The organism is Pseudomonas chlororaphis (genome assembly GCF_001921865.1).
GTDB lineage: Bacteria > Pseudomonadota > Gammaproteobacteria > Pseudomonadales > Pseudomonadaceae > Aquipseudomonas > Aquipseudomonas chlororaphis_D.
In genome coordinates this window covers 66578-84593 of record NZ_MSCT01000015.1, presented here as the reverse complement: position 1 = coordinate 84593, position 18016 = coordinate 66578, and the positions used below count along the sequence as shown (strand labels likewise).

The following is an 18016-nucleotide window of genomic DNA, read 5'->3' as shown; positions in this document are numbered from 1 at the left end:
GAGCCCTCAGGTTCCGGCCCGGGCCACCCTGGAAAAGCCTTGTAAAAAATCCTGTTCCCGACGCCGAGCGCGTCGTGCGGGTTTATCGACCAAGGTCTATCCCGACAAAAATACTAGGACTTTGTCCGGCACGCCGATTGGCGTAAACTGCGCCCACGCCTGCGAGGAATTTCCATGACCGCTATTACCATTACCGACGCCGCCCATGATTACCTGGCCGATCTGCTCTCCAAGCAGAACACCCCGGGCATTGGCATCCGCATTTTCATCACCCAGCCAGGGACCCAGTACGCCGAGACCTGCATTGCCTATTGCAAGCCGGGCGAAGAAAAACCCGAAGACAAGGCCCTGGGCCTGAAGAGCTTCACCGCCTACATCGACGCCTTCAGCGAGGGTTTCCTCGATGACGCGGTCGTCGACTACGCCACCGACCGCATGGGCGGCCAACTGACCATCAAGGCGCCCAACGCCAAGGTACCGATGGTCAACGCCGACAGCCCGATCAACGAGCGCATCAACTATTACCTGCAGACCGAGATCAACCCCGGGCTGGCCAGCCACGGCGGCCAGGTCAGCTTGATCGATGTGGTCGAGGACGGCATCGCCGTGCTGCAGTTCGGCGGCGGTTGCCAGGGCTGCGGCCAGGCCGACGTCACCTTGAAGGAAGGCATCGAGCGCACCCTGCTCGAGCGCATTCCGGAGCTCAAAGGTGTGCGTGACGTCACCGACCATACGCAGAAAGAAAACGCCTACTACTAAGGCGTTCGCTGCGAACAGAAAAAACGGCGCCCCGTGAGCGCCGTTTTTTTATGCCTGTCAGTCCGTGTTGCCTGGATCTCAAGGCCGATACAGATGCGCATGCCCGGCGCGATACAGCGACGACTCGCTGAACGCATCCGTGGCCAGCACCCGGCCCACCAGGATCAGCGCCGTACGCCGGAAACCCTTGGCCGCGACCTTGTCGGCAATGTCCGCCAGGGTGCCGAGCACCCACTCCTGGTCCGGCCAGGTCGCCCTGTGCACCACGGCAATCGGGCAGTCGGCGCCGTAGTGGGGCAACAGTTCGGCGACGATTTTCGCCAGGTGGTTGACCCCCAGGTGAATCGCCATGGTGGTGCCATGGGCAGCCAGGCTGGCGAACTCCTCGCCGGCCGGCATCGAAGTCTTGTCGGCGTAGCGGGTGAGGATCACGCTCTGGGCCACGTCCGGCAGGGTCAGTTCAGCCCCGAGCAAGGCCGCGCAGGCCGCGGTGGCGGTCACGCCGGGGATGATCTCGAAGGGGATGCCCAGCTCGCGCAGGCAGCGAATCTGCTCGCCGATGGCGCCATACAGGCTGGGGTCGCCGGAATGCACGCGGGCCACGTCCTGGCCCTTGGCATGGGCGCCCTTGATCAGTTCGATGATCTGTTCCAGGTGCAGTTCGGCGCTGTTGATCACCTGTTCGGCGCGATGGCCCTGGAGCACGGCCTCGGGCACCAGGGAGCCGGCATAGATGATGACCGGGCAGCTGTGGATCAGCCGCTGGCCCTTGACGGTGATCAGTTCCGGGTCGCCGGGACCTGCGCCGATAAAAAAGACGGTCATGGCGTTCTCCTGTGAAAAAAGGGGCGAGACAACCTCACAGATGAAGATTGCTCATGATCAGCGGCGGGGATTATCGAAGATTTACCCGGAGCAGGCCAAGGCCAGGGTCGCCTGGGCGTATTTCTGCCGCGGGACAAGCAGCTTGGCCGGGCCTTGGGCCAGGTGTTCGGCCAGGGCCAGGGCGGCGCTTTCGGCGACTCCATAACAGCCGGTGTGCTCATAGGCGATCTGCGAACGATGGCTGAGCCGCAGGGCATAAGGCGTCAGCTGGCGGCTGTCGAAGCAGGTCAGAGGCAAGCCCAGTTGTGTGGCCAGGGCCAGCAGCCCGGGTTCGTCGCGTTTCAGGTCGATGCTGGCCAGGGCCCTGATCTGCCCGAGGTCGATGCGGTGGGCGATCAGGGTCCGGTCGAGCAGGGCGCGCAAGGTCTCTACCGGGCAGCCCCGCTGGCAGCCCAGGCCGACCACCAGGGTCGGCGCTGTGCTGGCTTGCGTCATGCCGAGTACTGGTCGTCGCTCTTGCGGCGGAACAGCCAGGCGCTGATCAGGCCCAGGGCCAGCCAGAACACGGCATTGGTCAGTTGCGAGGCGATCTTGAACTGCGCCTCCAGCGCCTCGGGCGCGAGCATCGAGTGCACTTGCGGCTGCGGCGCGCCAACGATATGCGGCACGGCGAGGATCGCCACGCCCAGCACTTTCAGCAGCCAGTGGCGGGCGAAGACGATCAGGGCGATGCCGACCGCGGTGGACGCGGCGGTGCCGACCCACCAGATCTGCCGCTGCGCCAGGTCCGCGGCGGCGGTGCCCGGCAGTTCGGGCGGCAGGCCGAGGGTCGGCGCCAGGCAGAAGGTCGCATAACCGGCCAGGCCCCAGAGCAGGCCCTGGGAGGTACGGTTCGGCGCGCGCAGGGTGTAGAGGCCGGCGAGCATCAGGGCGAAACCGACGGCGACCACCAGGTTGCCGCCGGTGGTGGACAGCACGCGCTGCCAGCCGTCTTCCGGCTCCCAGGCTTCGGCGTCGTGGCTATGGGCGGCGGTGCCGGCGGCGTGCTCATGCACTTCGGCGGCGGCCGGGGCCTTCTCGTAGGTTTCCGCTTGCAGAATCAGCGGCGCGACCCAGAAGCTTTGCAGCAGGGTCAGCAACAGCGCGGCCAGCAACCCGGTGAACCCCGCGGTTTGTGCAATACGCTTGATCATGTCGGCGGGTCTCAGTGGCAAGGGAAAGCGGCGCTGTGGCGGGTATCGTGGGCGGCGTTGTGCACCGCTTCGATATGGGAGAAACCGGCGAAATACACCAGGCTAGCGCCCAAGATCGAGGCACCGATGGCGGCGACCAGGCGTTGGCTCAGGGTAGTGGTGCTGCTGGTGGAACGACTGGTGCTGCTGATGCTCGACATGGCGCTTCCCTCTGGTGTGTCAGCGAGGGGATCGAGCGCAGCAAAACCCCGCGAGACAGGCCCGCGGGGAATTAACAGCGCCCGCCCACCGCGGGTTTGTTATGACTGTGTAGCGGGCCGGTCTCCGGGCTCGCGAGGGGCAGGGCTGGCGCCACGCCTGCAAGAATCGCCTTCCCATGCCGAACTGCTGGCACAGTGGATCTGATTCTTCGCTCGCTTACCGTTGCGGGGGCAGCACCGGACTGATCAAGGCCTTGGGCCTGTGACGCACCGGTTTCCCGTTTCACCCTGTGAAGGGCACCCGTAACAAGTTGTGTAGGAGAGCATGGGCCGGGGACAGGCGTCAATTGTCGATGGATTTGCCACCGCCACCCCTGTAGGCGCGAGCTTGCCCGCGATAGCGGTCTACCAGGCGACAATCAATGCCCCGTGGACATTGACCGTCCCCCAAGCTCTGCGTAGCCTTGCGCTCTCGAGGTTCTTCGGCGTTTGGCCGGAGCTAAGAAGGGAACGCGGTCCAAGCCGCGGCTGCCCCCGCAACTGTAAACGGTGATGAACGGTGCAAGGCCACTGCCAGACGGCGGGAAGGCGCGTCGTTCGCCAGTCCAGCGACTGGCGCGCCGTCAGCCAGGAGACCTGCCTCGGACCTGATTCTCACTACAACCGGGCGGGGTGATCCGGTGGCGAAACACTTGCGCGCACCTGCCTGCGCGGTCTCGTCCCGCATGCCCGCCACCTTGCCAAAGGGCATCCGATGAAAACACTGGCCAAACTTCCCGTCACCATCATCACCGGCTTCCTCGGCTCGGGCAAAACCACCTTGCTGCGGCATATGCTGGACAACGCCCAGGGTCGGCGCATTGCAGTGATCGTCAACGAGTTCGGCGAGCTGGGCATCGACGGCGAAATCCTCAAGCAGTGCTCCATCGGTTGCACCGAGGAAGAAGCCAGCGGTCGCGTCTACGAGCTGGCCAACGGCTGCCTGTGCTGCACCGTGCAGGAAGAGTTCTTCCCGGTGATGCGCGAACTGGTGGCGCGGCGCGGCGACCTCGACCATATCCTCATCGAAACCTCCGGCCTGGCCCTGCCCAAACCCCTGGTACAAGCCTTCCAGTGGCCGGAAATCCGCAGCGCCTGCACCGTCGACGCGGTGATCACTGTGGTCGACAGCCCGGCCGTGGCCGCCGGCACTTTCGCGGCTTTCCCGGACCAGGTCGACGCCCAGCGCAAGCTCGACCCCAACCTTGACCACGAGTCGCCGCTGCACGAGCTGTTCGCCGACCAGCTGTCCAGCGCCGATCTGGTGATCCTCAACAAGGCCGACCTGATCAGCCCGGAAAACCTGGCCAAGGTGCGCCTGGAAGTCGCCGAGGAGCTGCCGCCGGCGGTGAAGGTCATCGAAGCCAGCAGCGGCCGCCTGCCGCTGGACGTGCTGCTGGGCCTGGGCAACAGCTCGGAAGAACACATCGACGGCCGCCACAGCCACCACGATCATCACCACGACGGCGATGCTGTTGAGGGGGGGCATGACGATCATGACCACGACGCCTTCGACTCCATCTCCATTGAACTGCCCCAGGCCGACGAAAGCCTGCTGCTGGACGCCCTGACTCAGTTGGTGGTCAAGCACGGCATCCTGCGGGTCAAGGGTTTCGCGGCGATCCCCAACAAGCCGATGCGCCTGTTGATCCAGGGCGTGGGCACGCGTTTCGACAAGCACTTCGACCGTCAGTGGGGCGCCGACGAAGCCCGAGTCACGCGCCTGGTACTGATCGGCCAGGAGCTGGACGCGGCGCTGCTCGAAGCGCAATTGCGCGCCGCCCTCAGCGTGTAAGCCATGCACCTGCTCAGGACCCAGCCCGGCGGTTTCGTGTCGGACGACAACATTGCCGACCTTGGACAAACCCCCGCCGAGCTGGTGATCCTGTGCAGCGGCGACTCCAGCCTGGCGCTGCTGGCCGAAGCCGCGCAGCAACTGCCAGAGGATTACCCGAGCTTTCGCCTGGCCAACCCAATGCAGGTGCAGAACCACGCTTCGGTCGACCTGTACGTCGACCAGGTGCTGCGCCACGCCAAGGTGATCCTGATTTCCCTGCACGGCGGCATCGCCTATTGGCGCTACGGCATCGAGCAACTGGTGCAACTGGCGCAGCGCGGGGTGCAGTTGATCCTGGTGCCGGGCGACGACCGTCCGGACCCGGAACTGAGCGACCTGAGCACGGTGCCCGCTGCGGACCGCGAGCGCCTCTGGCACTTCCTGCGTCAGGGCGGCCTGGGCAATGCGCTGAACCTGTACCGTTGCCTGGCCAGTGGCTGGCTGGGGCGCGATTACCCCTGGTCCGAGCCGCAGACCCTGCCGCGCACGACGATTTACCACCCACATCAAAGCAGTGCCGTTCTTGGTGATTGGCAAGCCGACTGGCGACCTGGCCAGCCAGTGGCGGCGCTGCTGTTCTACCGCTCGCACCTGCAGGCGGCCAACACCGCCTTTATCGATGAGTTCTGCCGGCGCTTGCAGGCGGCGGGCTTGAATCCGTTGCCGATTGCCCTGGCCAGCCTGAAGGAGTCCGCCTGCCTGACCGTGGTCGAGGACCTGCTGGACGAAGTGCAGGCGGCGGTGATCCTCAACACCACCGGCTTTGCCCAGTCCAGCCCGGAGGCGCCGCACCTGCGGCCGTTCCGCCGCGACATCCCGGTGATCCAGGCCATCTGCGCCCAGGACAACGAACCCGGCTGGCGCGCCAGCGAGCAGGGCCTGGGCCCGCGGGACCTGGCGATGCACATCGCCTTGCCGGAACTGGACGGGCGCATCATCAGCCGGCCCATCAGCTTCAAGGACCTGGCTTGGCGCAGCGAGCGCAGCCAGTCGGACGTGGTCTGCTATCGTCCGGCCCCCGAGCGCATGGATTTCGTCGCCGAACTGGCGCGGCGCTGGGTCGAGCTGGCCCGGCTGGGCAATGGCGAAAAACGCATCGCGCTGATTCTCGCCAATTACCCGACCCGCGACGGCCGCATCGGCAACGGCGTGGGCCTGGATACGCCGGCCGCCGCGCTGAATATCCTGCGTGCCCTGCAAGCCGAGGGTTACCCGCTGCCTGCCGAGTTGCCGGACAGCGGCACGGCGTTGATCCAGCAACTGCTGGGCGGGGTCAGCAACGACCTGGACAGCCTCGACCTGCGGCCGTGCCAGCAAAGCCTGGCGTGGGCCGAGTACCAGGCGCTGTTCGCGGCGTTGCCCGAGGCCAATCGCCTGGCGGTGACGCAGCGCTGGGGCGGCCCGGAGAGCGATCCGATGTTCCGCGACGGGCGGATGATGATCGCCGGCCTGCGCCTGGGCCTGACCTTCGTCGGCATCCAGCCGGCGCGCGGTTATCAGGTCGACCCGAGCGCGGTCTATCACGACCCGGACCTGGTGCCGCCCCACGCTTACCTGGCGTTCTATTTCTGGCTGCGCCGCACCTATGGCGCCCACGGGGTGATCCACGTCGGCAAGCACGGCAACCTGGAGTGGCTGCCGGGCAAGGGCGTCGGCCTCTCGGAAAACTGCTGGCCGGACGTGTTGCTGGGGCCGTTGCCGAATATCTATCCGTTTATCGTCAACGACCCGGGTGAGGGCGCCCAGGCCAAGCGCCGGACCCAGGCGGTCATCATCGACCACCTGATGCCGCCGCTGACCCGGGCCGAAACCTATGGCCCGTTGCGCGACCTGGAGCTGCTGGCCGACGAGTATTACGAGGCGCAACTGCTCGACCCGCGCCGCGCCCGGGAGTTGCAGAAGGACATTCTCAAGCTGGTGCGCCTCACCCAAATCGACCGCGAGTTGCAGCTGGACGGCCAGTTGGACGGCGAGGCCGACGCGGCGATCTGGCTGCCGCGCCTGGACACCTACCTGTGCGACCTCAAGGAATCACAGATCCGCGACGGCCTGCATGTGTTCGGCGAATCGCCCGCCGGTCGCTTGCGCATCGACACCTTGCTGGCCTTGCTGCGGGTTCCCCGGGGCGACGGCCGCGGAGCGCAGTCGAGCCTGCTACGGGCCCTGGCCAAGGCGTTCGAACTGGGCTTCGATCCGCTGGACTGTGCCCTGGCCGAACCCTGGAGCGGGCGTCGGCCCCAGGCCTTGCAGGAGGTCAGCGAGCAGTCGTGGCGCACCGCGGGCGATACCCGCGAACGCCTGGAGCTGTTCGCCGCGCAGTTGATCGAGGCCGCGTTGGGCGGCGCGATTGAGCCGCTGGGTGAGCCGGGCTGGAGCGAGGTCAAGGCGATCATCGACAGCCTGCGCGAAGTTGTGGCGCCGCGCCTGGATGCTTGCGGTCCGGCGGAAATGCGCGGCCTGCTGGACGCCCTGGGCGGGCGTTTCGTACCGGCCGGGCCCAGCGGCGCACCGAGCCGCGGGCGCCTGGACGTGCTGCCCACCGGGCGCAATTTCTTCTCGGTGGACGTGCGCAACCTGCCGACCACCACCGCCTGGCGCATCGGCTTCCAGTCGGCCGAGCTGATCCTCGAGCGGCACCTGCAGGACCATGGCGACCACCTGCGCCAGCTCGGCCTGTCGGTTTGGGGCACGGCGACCATGCGCACCGGCGGCGACGATATCGCCCAGGCCATGGCCCTGATGGGCGTGCGCCCGGTGTGGGCCACCGGCAGCCAGCGGGTCGACGATTTCGAGATCCTGCCGGTCAGCCTGCTGGACCGCCCGCGAGTCGATGTGACCCTGCGGGTGTCCGGGTTCTTCCGCGATGCCTTCGCCAACCTGATCCGGCTGTTCGACGCCGCCGTGCAGGCGGTGGCCGCGCTGGACGAGCCGGACGAGCTCAACCCGCTGGCAGCCAGGGTCCGCGCCGAGCGCGAGGCGCTGGAACAATCCGGCCTGGATGCCGAGACCGCCCGGCGCCAGGCCGGCTGGCGGATCTTCGGCGCCAAGCCCGGGGCCTATGGCGCCGGCGTGCAGGGCGCCATCGACGGCCGCCTGTGGCAGAGCCGCGAGGACCTGGCCGAGGTCTACCTGAACTGGGGCGGCTATGCCTATGGCGGGGCCGACGAAGGCACCGCGGCGCGCGAGCAGTTCGCCCAGCGCCTGGGCCAGGTGCAGGCGGTGCTGCAGAACCAGGACAACCGCGAACACGACCTGCTGGATTCCAACGACTACTACCAGTTCCAGGGCGGCATGCTCGCCGCCGTGGAGAGCCTGAGCGGCGCCAAGGCCGCCAGTTACCACGGCGACCACAGCCAGCCGGACCTGCCGAAAGTCCGTAGCCTCAAGGAAGAGCTGAACCGAGTGATCCGCGCGCGCGCGGCCAACCCGAAATGGATCGACGGGGTGAAACGCCACGGCTACAAAGGCGCCTTTGAAATGGCCGCTACCGTGGATAATCTGTTCGCTTTCGACGCCACCACCCAGTTGATCGACGATCACCAGTACGCCTTGCTGGCCGACGCCTACCTGCTGGACCCGGCGACCCGCGACTTTATCCGGCAGCACAACCCCTATGCCTTGCGCGACATGACCGAGCGCATGCTCGAGGCCCAGCAGCGTGGGATGTGGCAGGCGCCGGGCGAGTACCGCGAGGCCCTGGAGAACCTGTTGCTGGATATCGAAGAAGATTCATGACCCGTACCCTGTAACCGATTGATGTTTGATTTGGCCTGACCGAGAACCCGACATGAGCGATACCCCGCATTTCCCGCTGTCCGCCGTGGTCGGCGCCGACGAGTTGAAACTGGCGCTGTGCCTGACGGCCATCGACCCGAAGATCGGCGGGGTGTTGATCGAAGGGCCGCGGGGCATGGCCAAGTCGACCCTGGCCCGGGGCCTGGCGGACCTGCTGGCGAGCGGGCAGTTCGTCACTTTGCCCCTGGGCGCCACCGAAGAACGCCTGGTCGGCACCCTCGACCTGGACGCCGCACTGGGCGAGGGGCGGGCGCAGTTTTCTCCCGGCGTGCTGGCCAGGGCCGATGGCGGGGTGCTCTACGTCGATGAGGTGAACCTGCTGCCGGACCACTTGGTGGACCTGCTGTTGGACGTGGCCGCCAGCGGTACCAACCTGGTCGAGCGCGACGGCATTTCCCATCGGCACTCGGCGAAATTCGTGCTGATCGGCACCATGAACCCGGAAGAGGGCGAGTTGCGTCCGCAGTTGCTGGACCGCTTCGGCCTGAACGTCGCCCTGGGCGGCCAGCCGTTACCCGGCGAGCGGGGTCAGATCATCCGCCGGCGGCTGGATTTCGACAGCGATCCCCAGGGTTTCTGCGAGCAGTGGGCCGGCGCCCAGCAAGCGCTGCGCGAACGTTGCCAGCAAGCCCGGCTGCGGCTGGCGCAGATCGAGCTGGACGATCGGGCGCTGGAATCGATCACCGAGCGCTGTTTCGCCGCTGGCGTCGATGGTTTGCGCGCGGATCTGGTCTGGCTGCGGGCCGCCCGGGCCCATGCCGCCTGGCGCGGCGTTTTGGCCATCGAGGAACAGGACATAGAGGCGGTGGCCGAGTTTGCCCTGCGCCATCGTCGACGCGACAACCCGCCGAGCGCGGCCCATCAGCCGCCGGCACCTGGCTCGACTGCGGCGCCATCCAATAGCGCCGCCGAAGGCCAGGGCCAATGGGGCGAATTGCCGGCTCAGGCGCTGCCCACTGGCGCCCGCCGCGACGTGCCGAGCTGGCCAAAAAAGCCCTAGGCATTCGCCCCCGGTCCACCGCGGGGGCGGATGCCAGACCCCGCGCCGGGCGGTTGGACAAGGGCAGGCAAGGCCGCAGCCGCGCGGCCAGCCACGGCTCGATCAATTGGCCGGGGACCTTGCTCAACGGCCGGCCGCGCCAGCGCGACGAGCTGTTGTGGCACCTGCGCAGCCGCTCGGCCCATGAGTTGTGGCTGGTGATCGTCGACGCCTCGGCGTCGACCCGGCGCCATCGGGCGCTGAGCGACGCCAAGGGCCTATTGGCGCAACTGTTCGACGATGCCTACCGCCAGCGTGCGCGCCTGGCGCTGCTGACCGTCAGCGGTCGCGCGCCCCGCTGGCAGGTACAGGGGCTGAAGGCCTCGAAGGATCTGCGCGGCTGGCTCGACGGGTTGGGGGCGGGTGGCGGTACGCCGTTGCTGGCGGCCTTGGCCGAGGCGAGGCAGTGGCTGGTTTCCCGGCAGAAGCGTTATCCGGCCGAGCAGCAGCGGGTGCTGTTGCTCACCGATGGCCGCTTGAAAAACCTGGCGCCCATGGCCGGGCTGGGTTGCCCGACCCTACTGGTCGATATCGAACGCGGTCCGATTCGCCTCGGCCGCGCTCGCGAGCTGGCCCGGCAACTGGACGCGCAGTACCAACACATCGACGGCCGTTGAGGTCGTCTCCGCACACAAAAATACAGCGTGCCTCCTGCTCCTGTAGGAACGAGCTTGCTCGCGATGGCGTCGTATCTGACCCACCGCGGCGCTTGTATCACGAGCACGCTGCGCTCCTGCAGGTTGGGTGCTGGAAAAAAGCCGAGGTATTACCCAGCCATCGCCCGGCGGTATTGGCGGGTCCGGCGGGCCAGGTACAACTGGTCGAGCAGCAGGGCCAGCCATGGCCGTACCGTCGGTTTCGGCGCGCGGCCGCGGCTCAGGCGCTGCATTTGGAAACGCACCATGGCCATGGTCGCCAGCGATGCCAGCGGCTTGCGTTTCCAGCGTATCGGCGGCAGTTGCGGGTGGGCGGCCTGGCCGGCACGCCAGAGCCTGGGCAGCGCCGGTTCCAGGGCCAGGGCCGTGGCGATGCCGGCCATGGCCACGCCGCTGTCCAGCACTTGCTGCACCACCGGCAAGCGGCGGATACCCCCCGTGACCATCACCGGCATCCGGGCCACGCCCGCGAGATCCCGGGCCATGTCGATGAAATAGGCTTCGCGGGCCAGGGTCCGGCCGTCGCGCACTTCGCCCTGCATCGCGGGGGACTCGTAGCTGCCGCCAGAGAGCTCGAGCAGGTCGATCGGCAATTCGTTGAGCCACTCGATGACCTGGCGCGCGTCGTCGGCGTCGAAACCGCCGCGCTGGAAGTCGGCGGAGTTGAGTTTCACCGAAACGCAGAAACCGGGCGACACCCGTTCTCGCACGGCCTTGACCACCGCGAGCAGCAGGCGCGCGCGGTTTTCCAGAGCGCCGCCCCAGCGGTCGTCGCGGCGGTTGCTCAGGGGCGAGAGAAACTGGCTGAGCAGGTAACCGTGGGCGGCGTGGATCTGCACTCCGGAGAAACCGGCTTGCTCGGCCAGCCAGGCACTGTTGGCGAAACGCCGGATGACCTCGACTATGTCCTCTTCGCTCATGGGCCGGGGTTCGGCGAACATTTTCGAGAACTGCCCCAGGTCCATGGCCACCGCCGAGGGTGCCAGGGCCTGCTGCCCGAGGTTGGCCATGGTCTGGCGCCCGGGATGGTTGAGCTGGACCCAGAAGTGCGCGCCTTTGGCCCGTCCAGCCTGGGCCCATTGGCGGAATCGCTCGAGGTGTTGCTGGTCTTCCAGGGCCACGCCGCCGGGGCCGGTCATGGCGCGGCGGTCGATCATCACGTTGCCGGTCAGCAGCAGGCCGGCCTCGCCGTCCGCCCAGGCCTGGTACAGGCGAATCAACCCCTGGGACGGCGCCTGTTGGCCGTCGGCAAGGTTTTCCTCCATCGCTGCCTTGGCGATGCGGTTACCGATCGTCTGGCCGTTGGGTAGATTCAGGGCTTGAAAGGGCGACATGCTTGACTCCTCATCAGTGGAGGCCTGAGGCTAAGCTTAAAGTTAACTTTAATGTCAAGCGGCTTATCGAGGCGAACATGAACATCGGTGAATTGGCACAATTGAGTGGGCTGGCGGCTTCGCGTATCCGCTTTTACGAGGCCCAGGGCCTGCTGCCCCAAGTGCAGCGCCAGGCCAACGGCTATCGCCGTTACCCGCCGCAGATCCTGCAGACCCTGAATATCATCCAGTGCGCCCAGCGGGCCGGGTTCAGCCTGGACGAGCTCAAGCAACTGCTGCCCGGCAGCGAGTCGAGCGACGTCGACCATCAAGCACTGCTGCACAGCCTGGAGCGCAAGGTGGGGCAGATCGAGGACATGCAGCGGCATCTGGCGCAGAGCAAGGCGCAACTGCTGGAGATTATCGACAATATCCGCAACCGTCCGGAGGGCATGGACTGTTCGCAGAATGCCGAGCGGGTATTGGCGTCGATCAAGGACCGGACGTCCTGAACCCTCGATTTGCCGGGGCCACAAACAATTTGGGCGACCGTCGCGGTCGCCCAAAAGGTGTGTCGGGTGTGCGGGTCGAACCGCTTACAACGCGTTGTCGTCCTTGCCCCGCGCCTTGCCGGACTGATCCAGCAGCACGGGGGTGGCAAGCAGCGCATTCTGCTCCGACGCACTGTGTGAGCGGACGAGGTGACGAATCAGCGCGATTGCCACACCGAGCATCAGACCCAGCAGCAGCGACAGGATGACGACCAGAACAGGTTTGGGTTTGATCGGGCTCACCGGCTGTAACGCCTTGCGGTCGATAGTGACCAGTTTCAGCCGTTCCATATCGATGTCCAGGTTGCGCAGGCGAGCCACTTCCGCCCGGAGCGGGAAGACGTCCTTGAGGAAGATATCTTCGTTGGAACGCTTGTTCAGCTCCTGCACCTGGCGGTTGACCTGCAGCATCTGCAGTTCCTTGCCGATTTCGGCGATACGTTTCTCGGTGAAATCGTCGGTGGTGCGTTTCTGCAGGGCCGCGCGTTCGGCTTCGAGGGTTTCGTAACCCATGAAGTACAGCGGGATTTCCTGGGTATTGACCTCGGTGCGCACGACCTGGGTCGAGCCGGCACGAGAAGCGTCGGACATCGAGGACGGCGTGGTCGGGGTGCGGATGCCCATCGACTTGGCGATGGAGATCGCCTCTGCCAACTCGGCCAAGCGGTCCTTACGCTGTTCTTTCAATTGCAGGCGCAAGCCCTTGAGTTCGTCTTCGAGTTGCGCGCGGCGGATATTGTCGCTCTCGAGCAAGGTCGCGATCTTCGATTCCTTGTCGGTTTCATAGTTGGAGCGGGCCGCGGCAATCTTGCCCTTGAGCTCGTTGAGCCGGTTGTTGACGATGACCTTGAGGTCGGCGCCAATGCGATCGCGCTCGGCGTCGATGGCGTAATTGACAAAACCGTTGAGGATCGCTACCCCGTCGATGTCCTTGGGGTATTGCATTTCCAACTTGATGTAGCTGCTCAGGGCATTGCTCTGTTTAGGGTCCGGCAGGATCAGATTGATCGAGTCGCGGTTGAAGTCCTCGAAGCTTTGTTCAAGGGTTTGTCCCGGGCGCTTGAAGGCCTGGAACAGGTCCTGGTGCGAACGGAAGAACTCCAGGCGCGTTTCATAGGACTCAAGCGCGGCGCCGACTTTGGCCAGGGCATCCGCGGGCGGCAGTTTGTAGACGTCCGAGCGGTTGAGGGCGTCGAGTTCGTTCAGCGCGGCAGGGCGCAGCACGCTGCTGACCTCATACACGCGAGGTGCCAATAGCGCATAGGCCAGGCCAGCCAGGGTTACCGCTACGGTACAGCCGATTACCAGCTTCTTTTGCTGCCAGACGGAATGAAACAGGGCAAACAGGTCAACTTCATCTGCGTCGGCATTTATTTGAGGCCGGGGAACAATATTCAAAATCAGCACACCTCTAATTCATGTGAATCCTAACCCACGCATGCCGCACACTTCGCTAGTGCATACATGCAGAGGCCGCCCCCAGTGACGAGGCTCCTTGCCGATGGGCGTGCATCGATACTCATTGCCAGAAAAACCATGGAAAAGAGGCTGTTTCTTGCGGTAGAGGTTTGAACAGCCAAACCCTGGAGTGTTCTCGGAAGTCGCTGTTCGATGCCATGCGCCAATTGAACGTAACTTTGAATCTTGCAGGCACTTGGCCATGAAAGAGAATAAGAACGTTGCGCGAATGTTACAGCAATGTTCGGGAGGATAAGTACACGAATTTAAGCGAAATGCCTCGATAAGCCTTTGTTTATTGCTGTTCGCCAGGGCAACACGGGTGTTTCCTCCCGAGAAGTTTATCCGTGCTCCTTAATAGGGCGGATAGGCTTACAGATTATAAGTGTTTATCTGTCTGACCCTGGCAGTTGCAGGGAGTAAAGAACTGGTGCAGTTGTTAAAGGAAAGGATTTCCGGCTGTTCCGATATGTCAGGCCGCACCAACTATAGTGGTGCGGCTGGCTCTGTGGACGTTACTCCGGGCGAAGCGCAAACGCCGTCAGGCTCGGCAGTGGCTTGCGCATCAATGCGCCGACCGTCAGTGCCGCCAGCAGCGCGAGGATACCGGCGACCCAGAGTACCGCTGCGAAGCCGTCGACGAAGGCCTGGCGGGCCAGCGGTGCGACGACCAGGCGTGCCGCGTCGGGCAGCAGCGCCAGCGCCGCGGGCATATCGCCGGCCACTACCTTCGAGGCAATCGCCGGGGCCAGATCGAGCCAGGGGGCTTCGGCCCTGCTCAGGCTGGCTTGCAGCCGTTGTTCGGCATGGCTGCCGAGCAGCGCGCCGAACACGCCAATGGCCAACATGATGGCGCTGAAACGCATGGTGGTGCTCAGGCCCGAGGCCATGCCGGCGCGGTCGCGAGGGACGCAGGCCATGATGTTTTTCTGCGTGTCGCCGTTGAGCAGGCCAGCCCCGGCGCCCGTTACCGCGATCGCCAGCGCGAAGTTCAGGTAGCCGCCAGCCTGCACGGCCCAGGCCGCCAACAGATTGCCGCCGCCGACCAGGGTCAGCCCGGCGGCCATCAAGGTCGCCGGGGCATAGCGGGTGGCCAGGCGTACGCCGATGCGCGGGCAGACCAGCATGGTCAGGGCGAACGGCAGCATGCCCAGCCCCGAAGCGATGGCCGAGAAGCCCAGGCCATTCTGCAGGTAGAACGGCAGCAGGGTCATCATCACCTGGGCGCAGCCGGCGTAGGCGAACATCCCCAACAGGGCGCCGATGAAGCGCGGATGCCGGAACAGTTGCAGGTCGATCATGGGCCGACGCTGCATGCGCTCGACCAGCACGAACAGCCCCAGCAATGCGACGCCGGCCAACAGTCGGGCGTAGGTCAGCGGATGGCTCCAGCCGATGCGATTGGCTTCGATCAGGCCCCAGATCAGGCACAGCAGGCTGGCGCTGAAGGCCAGGCTGCCCCACGGGTCGAGGCGCGCGGCCTGGGTATCGCGCGATTCCGGTATGGCCCGCAGCACCAGCAACATCAGCAGCCCGCCCACCGGCAGGTTGAGGTAGAAGATCCAGCGCCAACCGATGAACTCGGTGATCAGACCGCCGATTGTCGGTGCGGCGGTCATCGCCACGCCCATGCAGGCGCCCCAGAATGCCCAGGCCCTGGCCCGTTCGGCTTCGTCGTGGAAGGTGTGGCCGATGGTGGCCAGGGCCGAGGTCAGCAGCAACGCGGCGCCGACGCCCTTGATCGCCCGGGCGATATCGAGAAGCAGCACGTTGGGCGCGGCACCGCAGGCGAGGGAGGCGAGGATGAACAGCCCCAGGCCGCAGAACAGGGTGCGCTTGCGTCCGAAGCGGTCGGCCAGGCTGCCGGCGGGCAGCAGCAGGGCGGCGAAGGCCAGCATGTAGGCACTGACCACCCATTCGATATCGGCGAAGTTGGCCCCCAGGTCGCGGGCGATGCTCGGCAGGGTCACCGCGACGATATTGGTGTCGAGCACGATCAGCGAACAGACCCCGGAGGCGGTGAGCAGGGTCAGGCGCGGGCTGGCCGGCCTCATGGCGACACGCGCTGGCTCATTACGGCGAGGGCGGCCTGGGCGATTTCGTCGTCGTGGGCCGGGGTGTCGGCGCTGATACCGATGGCGCCGACCACCTGGCCGTCGACCCGGATCGGCTGCGCGCCTTTCATCATCAACAGGCCCGAAGTAATAGCCGCCTGGCGTCCGCTGTTGATGGCGTTTTCCAGGTCGCCGGAAGGGCGCTTGAACAAGGCTGAGGTTCGCGCCTTGCCCTGGGCCAGTTCGATGCCGGCGACCACAGGCGCACCGTCCATGCGCGCGCTGAGAATGGGCCAGCCGCCGTCGTCGACGATGGCCACGGCGCAGGGCCAGCCCTTGGCGGTGGCGGTTTCCTGGGCGGCCTTGAGCAGTTGCTGAGCCGTGGCAAAATTCAGGATTGCTTTCTGGGCAATGCTTTCCGAGCGCTCTGTGGCGAAGGCCGCAGGCAGGCTGCAGCAAGTGATCAGTGCCAGAACAAGAGGTTTGACGTGCATGGCATGGGCTCTCTACTGTGAAGGTCCGGCCAGCTTAGCCCGGGCCTTCGCCGGCTCTGTTAGGCGTGTTGGAACACTTCATTACCTTTGAGCTAATACAGCCATGGAAATCCGTCATTTCCGCTATTTCCTGGCGGTGGCCCGGCAGCGCAATTTCACCCGTGCCGCGGCGCAGCTGGGCATTGCACCACCGACCCTGAGCCGGCAGATCCAGGACATGGAACAGGCCCTGGGCACCCGCCTGTTCGTGCGCCAGCAACGCGAGGTCAGCCTCACCGAAGCCGGCGCCGCGCTGGTGCTCGAAGCCGAGGCCACGGTGCGCCAGTTCGAGTACGCCCAGCGCAATGCCCAGCGCGCCGGGCGCGGCGAGATCGGCCATATCGAACTGGGCTACGTCGCATCGGCGGTGTACGCGGGGCTGTTGCAGCGGCAGGTGCAGCGCTTCAGCCAGGACTGCCCGGATGTCAGCCTGAGCGTGCGCGAAAGTCCGATGGCGGGCTTGCCGGGGCTGGTGGCCGACGGGCGTTTCGACATCGGCTATATCCGTTCGCCCATGACCCTGCCCGAAGGGGTGGAGGCGATACGCCTGGATGCCGAAGGTTTTGTCCTGGCGCTGCCGGCCCAGTCCTGGTTGTGCCGGTTGCCCGAGATCGCCCCGGTGCACCTGCACAACGAGATATTCGTCCTGCCCGAACAGATCAGCGGTACTTTGCAGGTCGCGGCCGAGGGTGGTTACGCGCCGCGGCTCGGGCCGCAGCCCGGTGGCCTGGTAGCGGTGCTGGCGCTGGTGTCCCTGGGGCAGGGCGTGGCGGTGGTGCCCGAATCGGTGGTCGGGCACGTGGGCCTGCCCAATGTGCTGTACCGACCCATCCAGGGCAGTGCGGCCGCGTCCTGGCTGTCGCTGATCCACCGCCGCTTCGAAAAGGCCCCGGCGGTGGCGCGGTACATCGCGCAGGTCAAGGGCGAATCTCGGGCGCAGGTTGAATGAGGCCGGCCGCTGGGGCACGCCACCGTTGATGAAATATTTTGTAAAACGATTATCGAGGCCAGTCTGCACAAGGCTTCGAGGGCAACTGCGCAACTTTTTGCGCACTTATTGATTGCTAGAGTGGCGGCCGGATTGCATTGCCCGGGAGGGCACAGGATGGTTCGGTTTCAAGGATTGAGATCTTCTATTCGTCTTTATGGCCTGGTCACGGTCACTGGTGTTCATGACCAGCCCGCCGTGGCGCCGGTGCAGATAAGTTGTGTGGGCGAGGCTCACGAGCCCACGGTCCGGGTGTTCGTTTCCCGATTGGACGCGGAGCTTTACCTGCGTTCCTCCTCGCTGCGCGGCTTCCGTGTGGTGCCGCTGCGATCGTTCGACCCCACCCAGCTTCTGAGCCACGCCGACGGTTGGTTGAAACTCAATATCTGCCTGGGTTTCGCGGCCCGAAACGACTGCCTGCTCGGCACCGCTCGACAAGCAATGATCCCGGTCGGACTGACGGCCTGGACCCGCCCCGCGCGGGATGACGAGGGCTACTACCTGCAATGGTCGGACACCGAATTGCCCGAGTACTTGCTGGGTGCCTACCGATGCGTTGGCGCGCCGGACTACAACCGGCAGCTCAACGAACTGGACGACCTGGCCCCCGCCGCGATGGACCGAATCGCCGCTGACGCATTGCAGTTGGCCGCGCCGATCGACGCTGGCGGCTCGGCGATCAGCCAGCTTGCGCTGTTCGATGTGGAAGATGCCTGCTGGCGCTTTGGCCTGTTCCAGATCGATGGTGTGGAAACGACCCGCACTACCTGACAAAC

Annotated in this window: 16 protein-coding genes and 2 riboswitches; of the genes, 8 read left to right on the top strand and 8 right to left on the bottom strand. The window is 65.6% G+C overall.

Annotated features, from left to right (window positions below; all coding sequences use genetic code 11):
• The first annotated feature begins 174 nt into the window (after positions 1-174).
• Entirely contained in the window at positions 175-759 is a 585-nt protein-coding gene (gene nfuA / locus BTN82_RS17795) for a Fe-S biogenesis protein NfuA (protein WP_009049665.1), read from the top strand.
• Positions 760-837: 78 nt separating this feature from the next.
• Here the strand turns inward: nfuA and cobM are convergent, their stop codons facing one another.
• From cobM to BTN82_RS17775, 4 genes are all read right to left on the bottom strand, one after another.
• Entirely contained in the window at positions 838-1584 is a 747-nt protein-coding gene (gene cobM / locus BTN82_RS17790) for a precorrin-4 C(11)-methyltransferase (RefSeq protein WP_075120431.1), read from the bottom strand.
• A gap of 81 nt (positions 1585-1665) precedes the next feature.
• On the bottom strand, positions 1666-2079 hold the full coding sequence (locus tag BTN82_RS17785; RefSeq protein WP_075120430.1) for a cobalamin biosynthesis protein: 414 nt from the start codon (positions 2077-2079) through the stop codon (positions 1666-1668).
• Positions 2076-2777: a CbtA family protein gene (locus tag BTN82_RS17780; protein WP_075120429.1), complete on the bottom strand. Its 702-nt coding sequence runs from the start codon at positions 2775-2777 to the stop codon at positions 2076-2078. The genes BTN82_RS17785 and BTN82_RS17780 overlap by 4 nt, the downstream gene beginning before the upstream one ends.
• Positions 2778-2788: 11 nt before the next feature.
• Positions 2789-2977 carry a CbtB-domain containing protein gene (locus BTN82_RS17775; RefSeq protein WP_075120428.1) on the bottom strand — a complete coding sequence of 63 codons (189 nt, stop codon included), beginning with the start codon at positions 2975-2977 and terminating at the stop codon, positions 2789-2791.
• Between the two features lie 97 nt (positions 2978-3074).
• Positions 3075-3297, bottom strand: a riboswitch (cobalamin riboswitch).
• Between the two features lie 138 nt (positions 3298-3435).
• Positions 3436-3636, top strand: a riboswitch (cobalamin riboswitch).
• A 95-nt stretch (positions 3637-3731) separates the two neighbouring features.
• Between BTN82_RS17775 and cobW the strand changes: the two genes are divergently transcribed.
• Genes cobW through BTN82_RS17755 form a run of 4 tightly spaced genes read left to right on the top strand, consistent with a single transcriptional unit; the run spans position 3732 to position 10304 of the window.
• A complete protein-coding gene (cobW, locus tag BTN82_RS17770; protein WP_075120427.1) occupies positions 3732-4811 on the top strand; it encodes a cobalamin biosynthesis protein CobW in 1080 nt (359 codons plus the stop codon).
• Between the two features lie 3 nt (positions 4812-4814).
• Positions 4815-8588, top strand: a complete 3774-nt coding sequence (gene cobN, locus BTN82_RS17765; protein ID WP_075120426.1) for a cobaltochelatase subunit CobN — start codon at positions 4815-4817, stop codon at positions 8586-8588.
• Between the two features lie 52 nt (positions 8589-8640).
• Positions 8641-9648, top strand: a complete 1008-nt coding sequence (locus tag BTN82_RS17760; protein ID WP_075120425.1) for an ATP-binding protein — start codon at positions 8641-8643, stop codon at positions 9646-9648.
• Positions 9573-10304, top strand: a complete 732-nt coding sequence (locus tag BTN82_RS17755) for a vWA domain-containing protein (protein ID WP_186828413.1) — start codon at positions 9573-9575, stop codon at positions 10302-10304. The genes BTN82_RS17760 and BTN82_RS17755 overlap by 76 nt, the downstream gene beginning before the upstream one ends.
• 149 nt (positions 10305-10453) lie before the next feature.
• Here BTN82_RS17755 and BTN82_RS17750 read toward each other — a convergent pair whose 3' ends face one another.
• On the bottom strand, positions 10454-11677 hold the full coding sequence (locus BTN82_RS17750; protein ID WP_075120424.1) for an NADH:flavin oxidoreductase/NADH oxidase family protein: 1224 nt from the start codon (positions 11675-11677) through the stop codon (positions 10454-10456).
• Positions 11678-11754: 77 nt separating this feature from the next.
• Between BTN82_RS17750 and BTN82_RS17745 the strand changes: the two genes are divergently transcribed.
• A complete protein-coding gene (locus BTN82_RS17745) occupies positions 11755-12168 on the top strand; it encodes a MerR family transcriptional regulator (RefSeq protein WP_075120423.1) in 414 nt (137 codons plus the stop codon).
• An 84-nt stretch (positions 12169-12252) separates the two neighbouring features.
• On the opposite strand, the gene BTN82_RS17740 is transcribed toward BTN82_RS17745, so the two are convergent.
• The 3 genes from BTN82_RS17740 to BTN82_RS17730 all read right to left on the bottom strand — a co-directional run bounded on the left by BTN82_RS17740 (position 12253) and on the right by BTN82_RS17730 (position 16213).
• Positions 12253-13605 (bottom strand): Wzz/FepE/Etk N-terminal domain-containing protein, encoded by a 1353-nt coding sequence (locus BTN82_RS17740; RefSeq protein WP_075120462.1) that lies wholly within the window; start codon positions 13603-13605, stop codon positions 12253-12255.
• Positions 13606-14180: 575 nt separating this feature from the next.
• On the bottom strand, positions 14181-15719 hold the full coding sequence (locus tag BTN82_RS17735; RefSeq protein ID WP_075120422.1) for an MFS transporter: 1539 nt from the start codon (positions 15717-15719) through the stop codon (positions 14181-14183).
• On the bottom strand, positions 15716-16213 hold the full coding sequence (locus tag BTN82_RS17730; RefSeq protein WP_075120421.1) for a GlcG/HbpS family heme-binding protein: 498 nt from the start codon (positions 16211-16213) through the stop codon (positions 15716-15718). The genes BTN82_RS17735 and BTN82_RS17730 overlap by 4 nt, the downstream gene beginning before the upstream one ends.
• Before the next feature lie 103 nt (positions 16214-16316).
• On the opposite strand from BTN82_RS17730, the gene BTN82_RS17725 reads away from it, so the two are divergent.
• Together BTN82_RS17725 and BTN82_RS17720 are read left to right on the top strand one after the other, a co-directional pair.
• Entirely contained in the window at positions 16317-17201 is an 885-nt protein-coding gene (locus BTN82_RS17725) for a LysR family transcriptional regulator (RefSeq protein ID WP_075120420.1), read from the top strand.
• 156 nt (positions 17202-17357) lie between these two features.
• Entirely contained in the window at positions 17358-18011 is a 654-nt protein-coding gene (locus BTN82_RS17720; RefSeq protein ID WP_148169589.1) for a hypothetical protein, read from the top strand.
• Positions 18012-18016 lie beyond the last annotated feature (5 nt).

Coding starts and splice junctions, on each gene's coding strand:
- nfuA (WP_009049665.1), top strand. CDS start 175: ATGACCGCTATTACCATTACCGACGCCGCCCATGATTACCTGGCCGAT.
- cobM (WP_075120431.1), bottom strand. CDS start 1,584: ATGACCGTCTTTTTTATCGGCGCAGGTCCCGGCGACCCGGAACTGATC.
- BTN82_RS17785 (WP_075120430.1), bottom strand. CDS start 2,079: ATGACGCAAGCCAGCACAGCGCCGACCCTGGTGGTCGGCCTGGGCTGC.
- BTN82_RS17780 (WP_075120429.1), bottom strand. CDS start 2,777: ATGATCAAGCGTATTGCACAAACCGCGGGGTTCACCGGGTTGCTGGCC.
- BTN82_RS17775 (WP_075120428.1), bottom strand. CDS start 2,977: ATGTCGAGCATCAGCAGCACCAGTCGTTCCACCAGCAGCACCACTACC.
- cobW (WP_075120427.1), top strand. CDS start 3,732: ATGAAAACACTGGCCAAACTTCCCGTCACCATCATCACCGGCTTCCTC.
- cobN (WP_075120426.1), top strand. CDS start 4,815: ATGCACCTGCTCAGGACCCAGCCCGGCGGTTTCGTGTCGGACGACAAC.
- BTN82_RS17760 (WP_075120425.1), top strand. CDS start 8,641: ATGAGCGATACCCCGCATTTCCCGCTGTCCGCCGTGGTCGGCGCCGAC.
- BTN82_RS17755 (WP_186828413.1), top strand. CDS start 9,573: ATGGGGCGAATTGCCGGCTCAGGCGCTGCCCACTGGCGCCCGCCGCGA.
- BTN82_RS17750 (WP_075120424.1), bottom strand. CDS start 11,677: ATGTCGCCCTTTCAAGCCCTGAATCTACCCAACGGCCAGACGATCGGT.
- BTN82_RS17745 (WP_075120423.1), top strand. CDS start 11,755: ATGAACATCGGTGAATTGGCACAATTGAGTGGGCTGGCGGCTTCGCGT.
- BTN82_RS17735 (WP_075120422.1), bottom strand. CDS start 15,719: ATGAGGCCGGCCAGCCCGCGCCTGACCCTGCTCACCGCCTCCGGGGTC.
- BTN82_RS17730 (WP_075120421.1), bottom strand. CDS start 16,213: ATGCACGTCAAACCTCTTGTTCTGGCACTGATCACTTGCTGCAGCCTG.
- BTN82_RS17725 (WP_075120420.1), top strand. CDS start 16,317: ATGGAAATCCGTCATTTCCGCTATTTCCTGGCGGTGGCCCGGCAGCGC.
- BTN82_RS17720 (WP_148169589.1), top strand. CDS start 17,358: ATGGTTCGGTTTCAAGGATTGAGATCTTCTATTCGTCTTTATGGCCTG.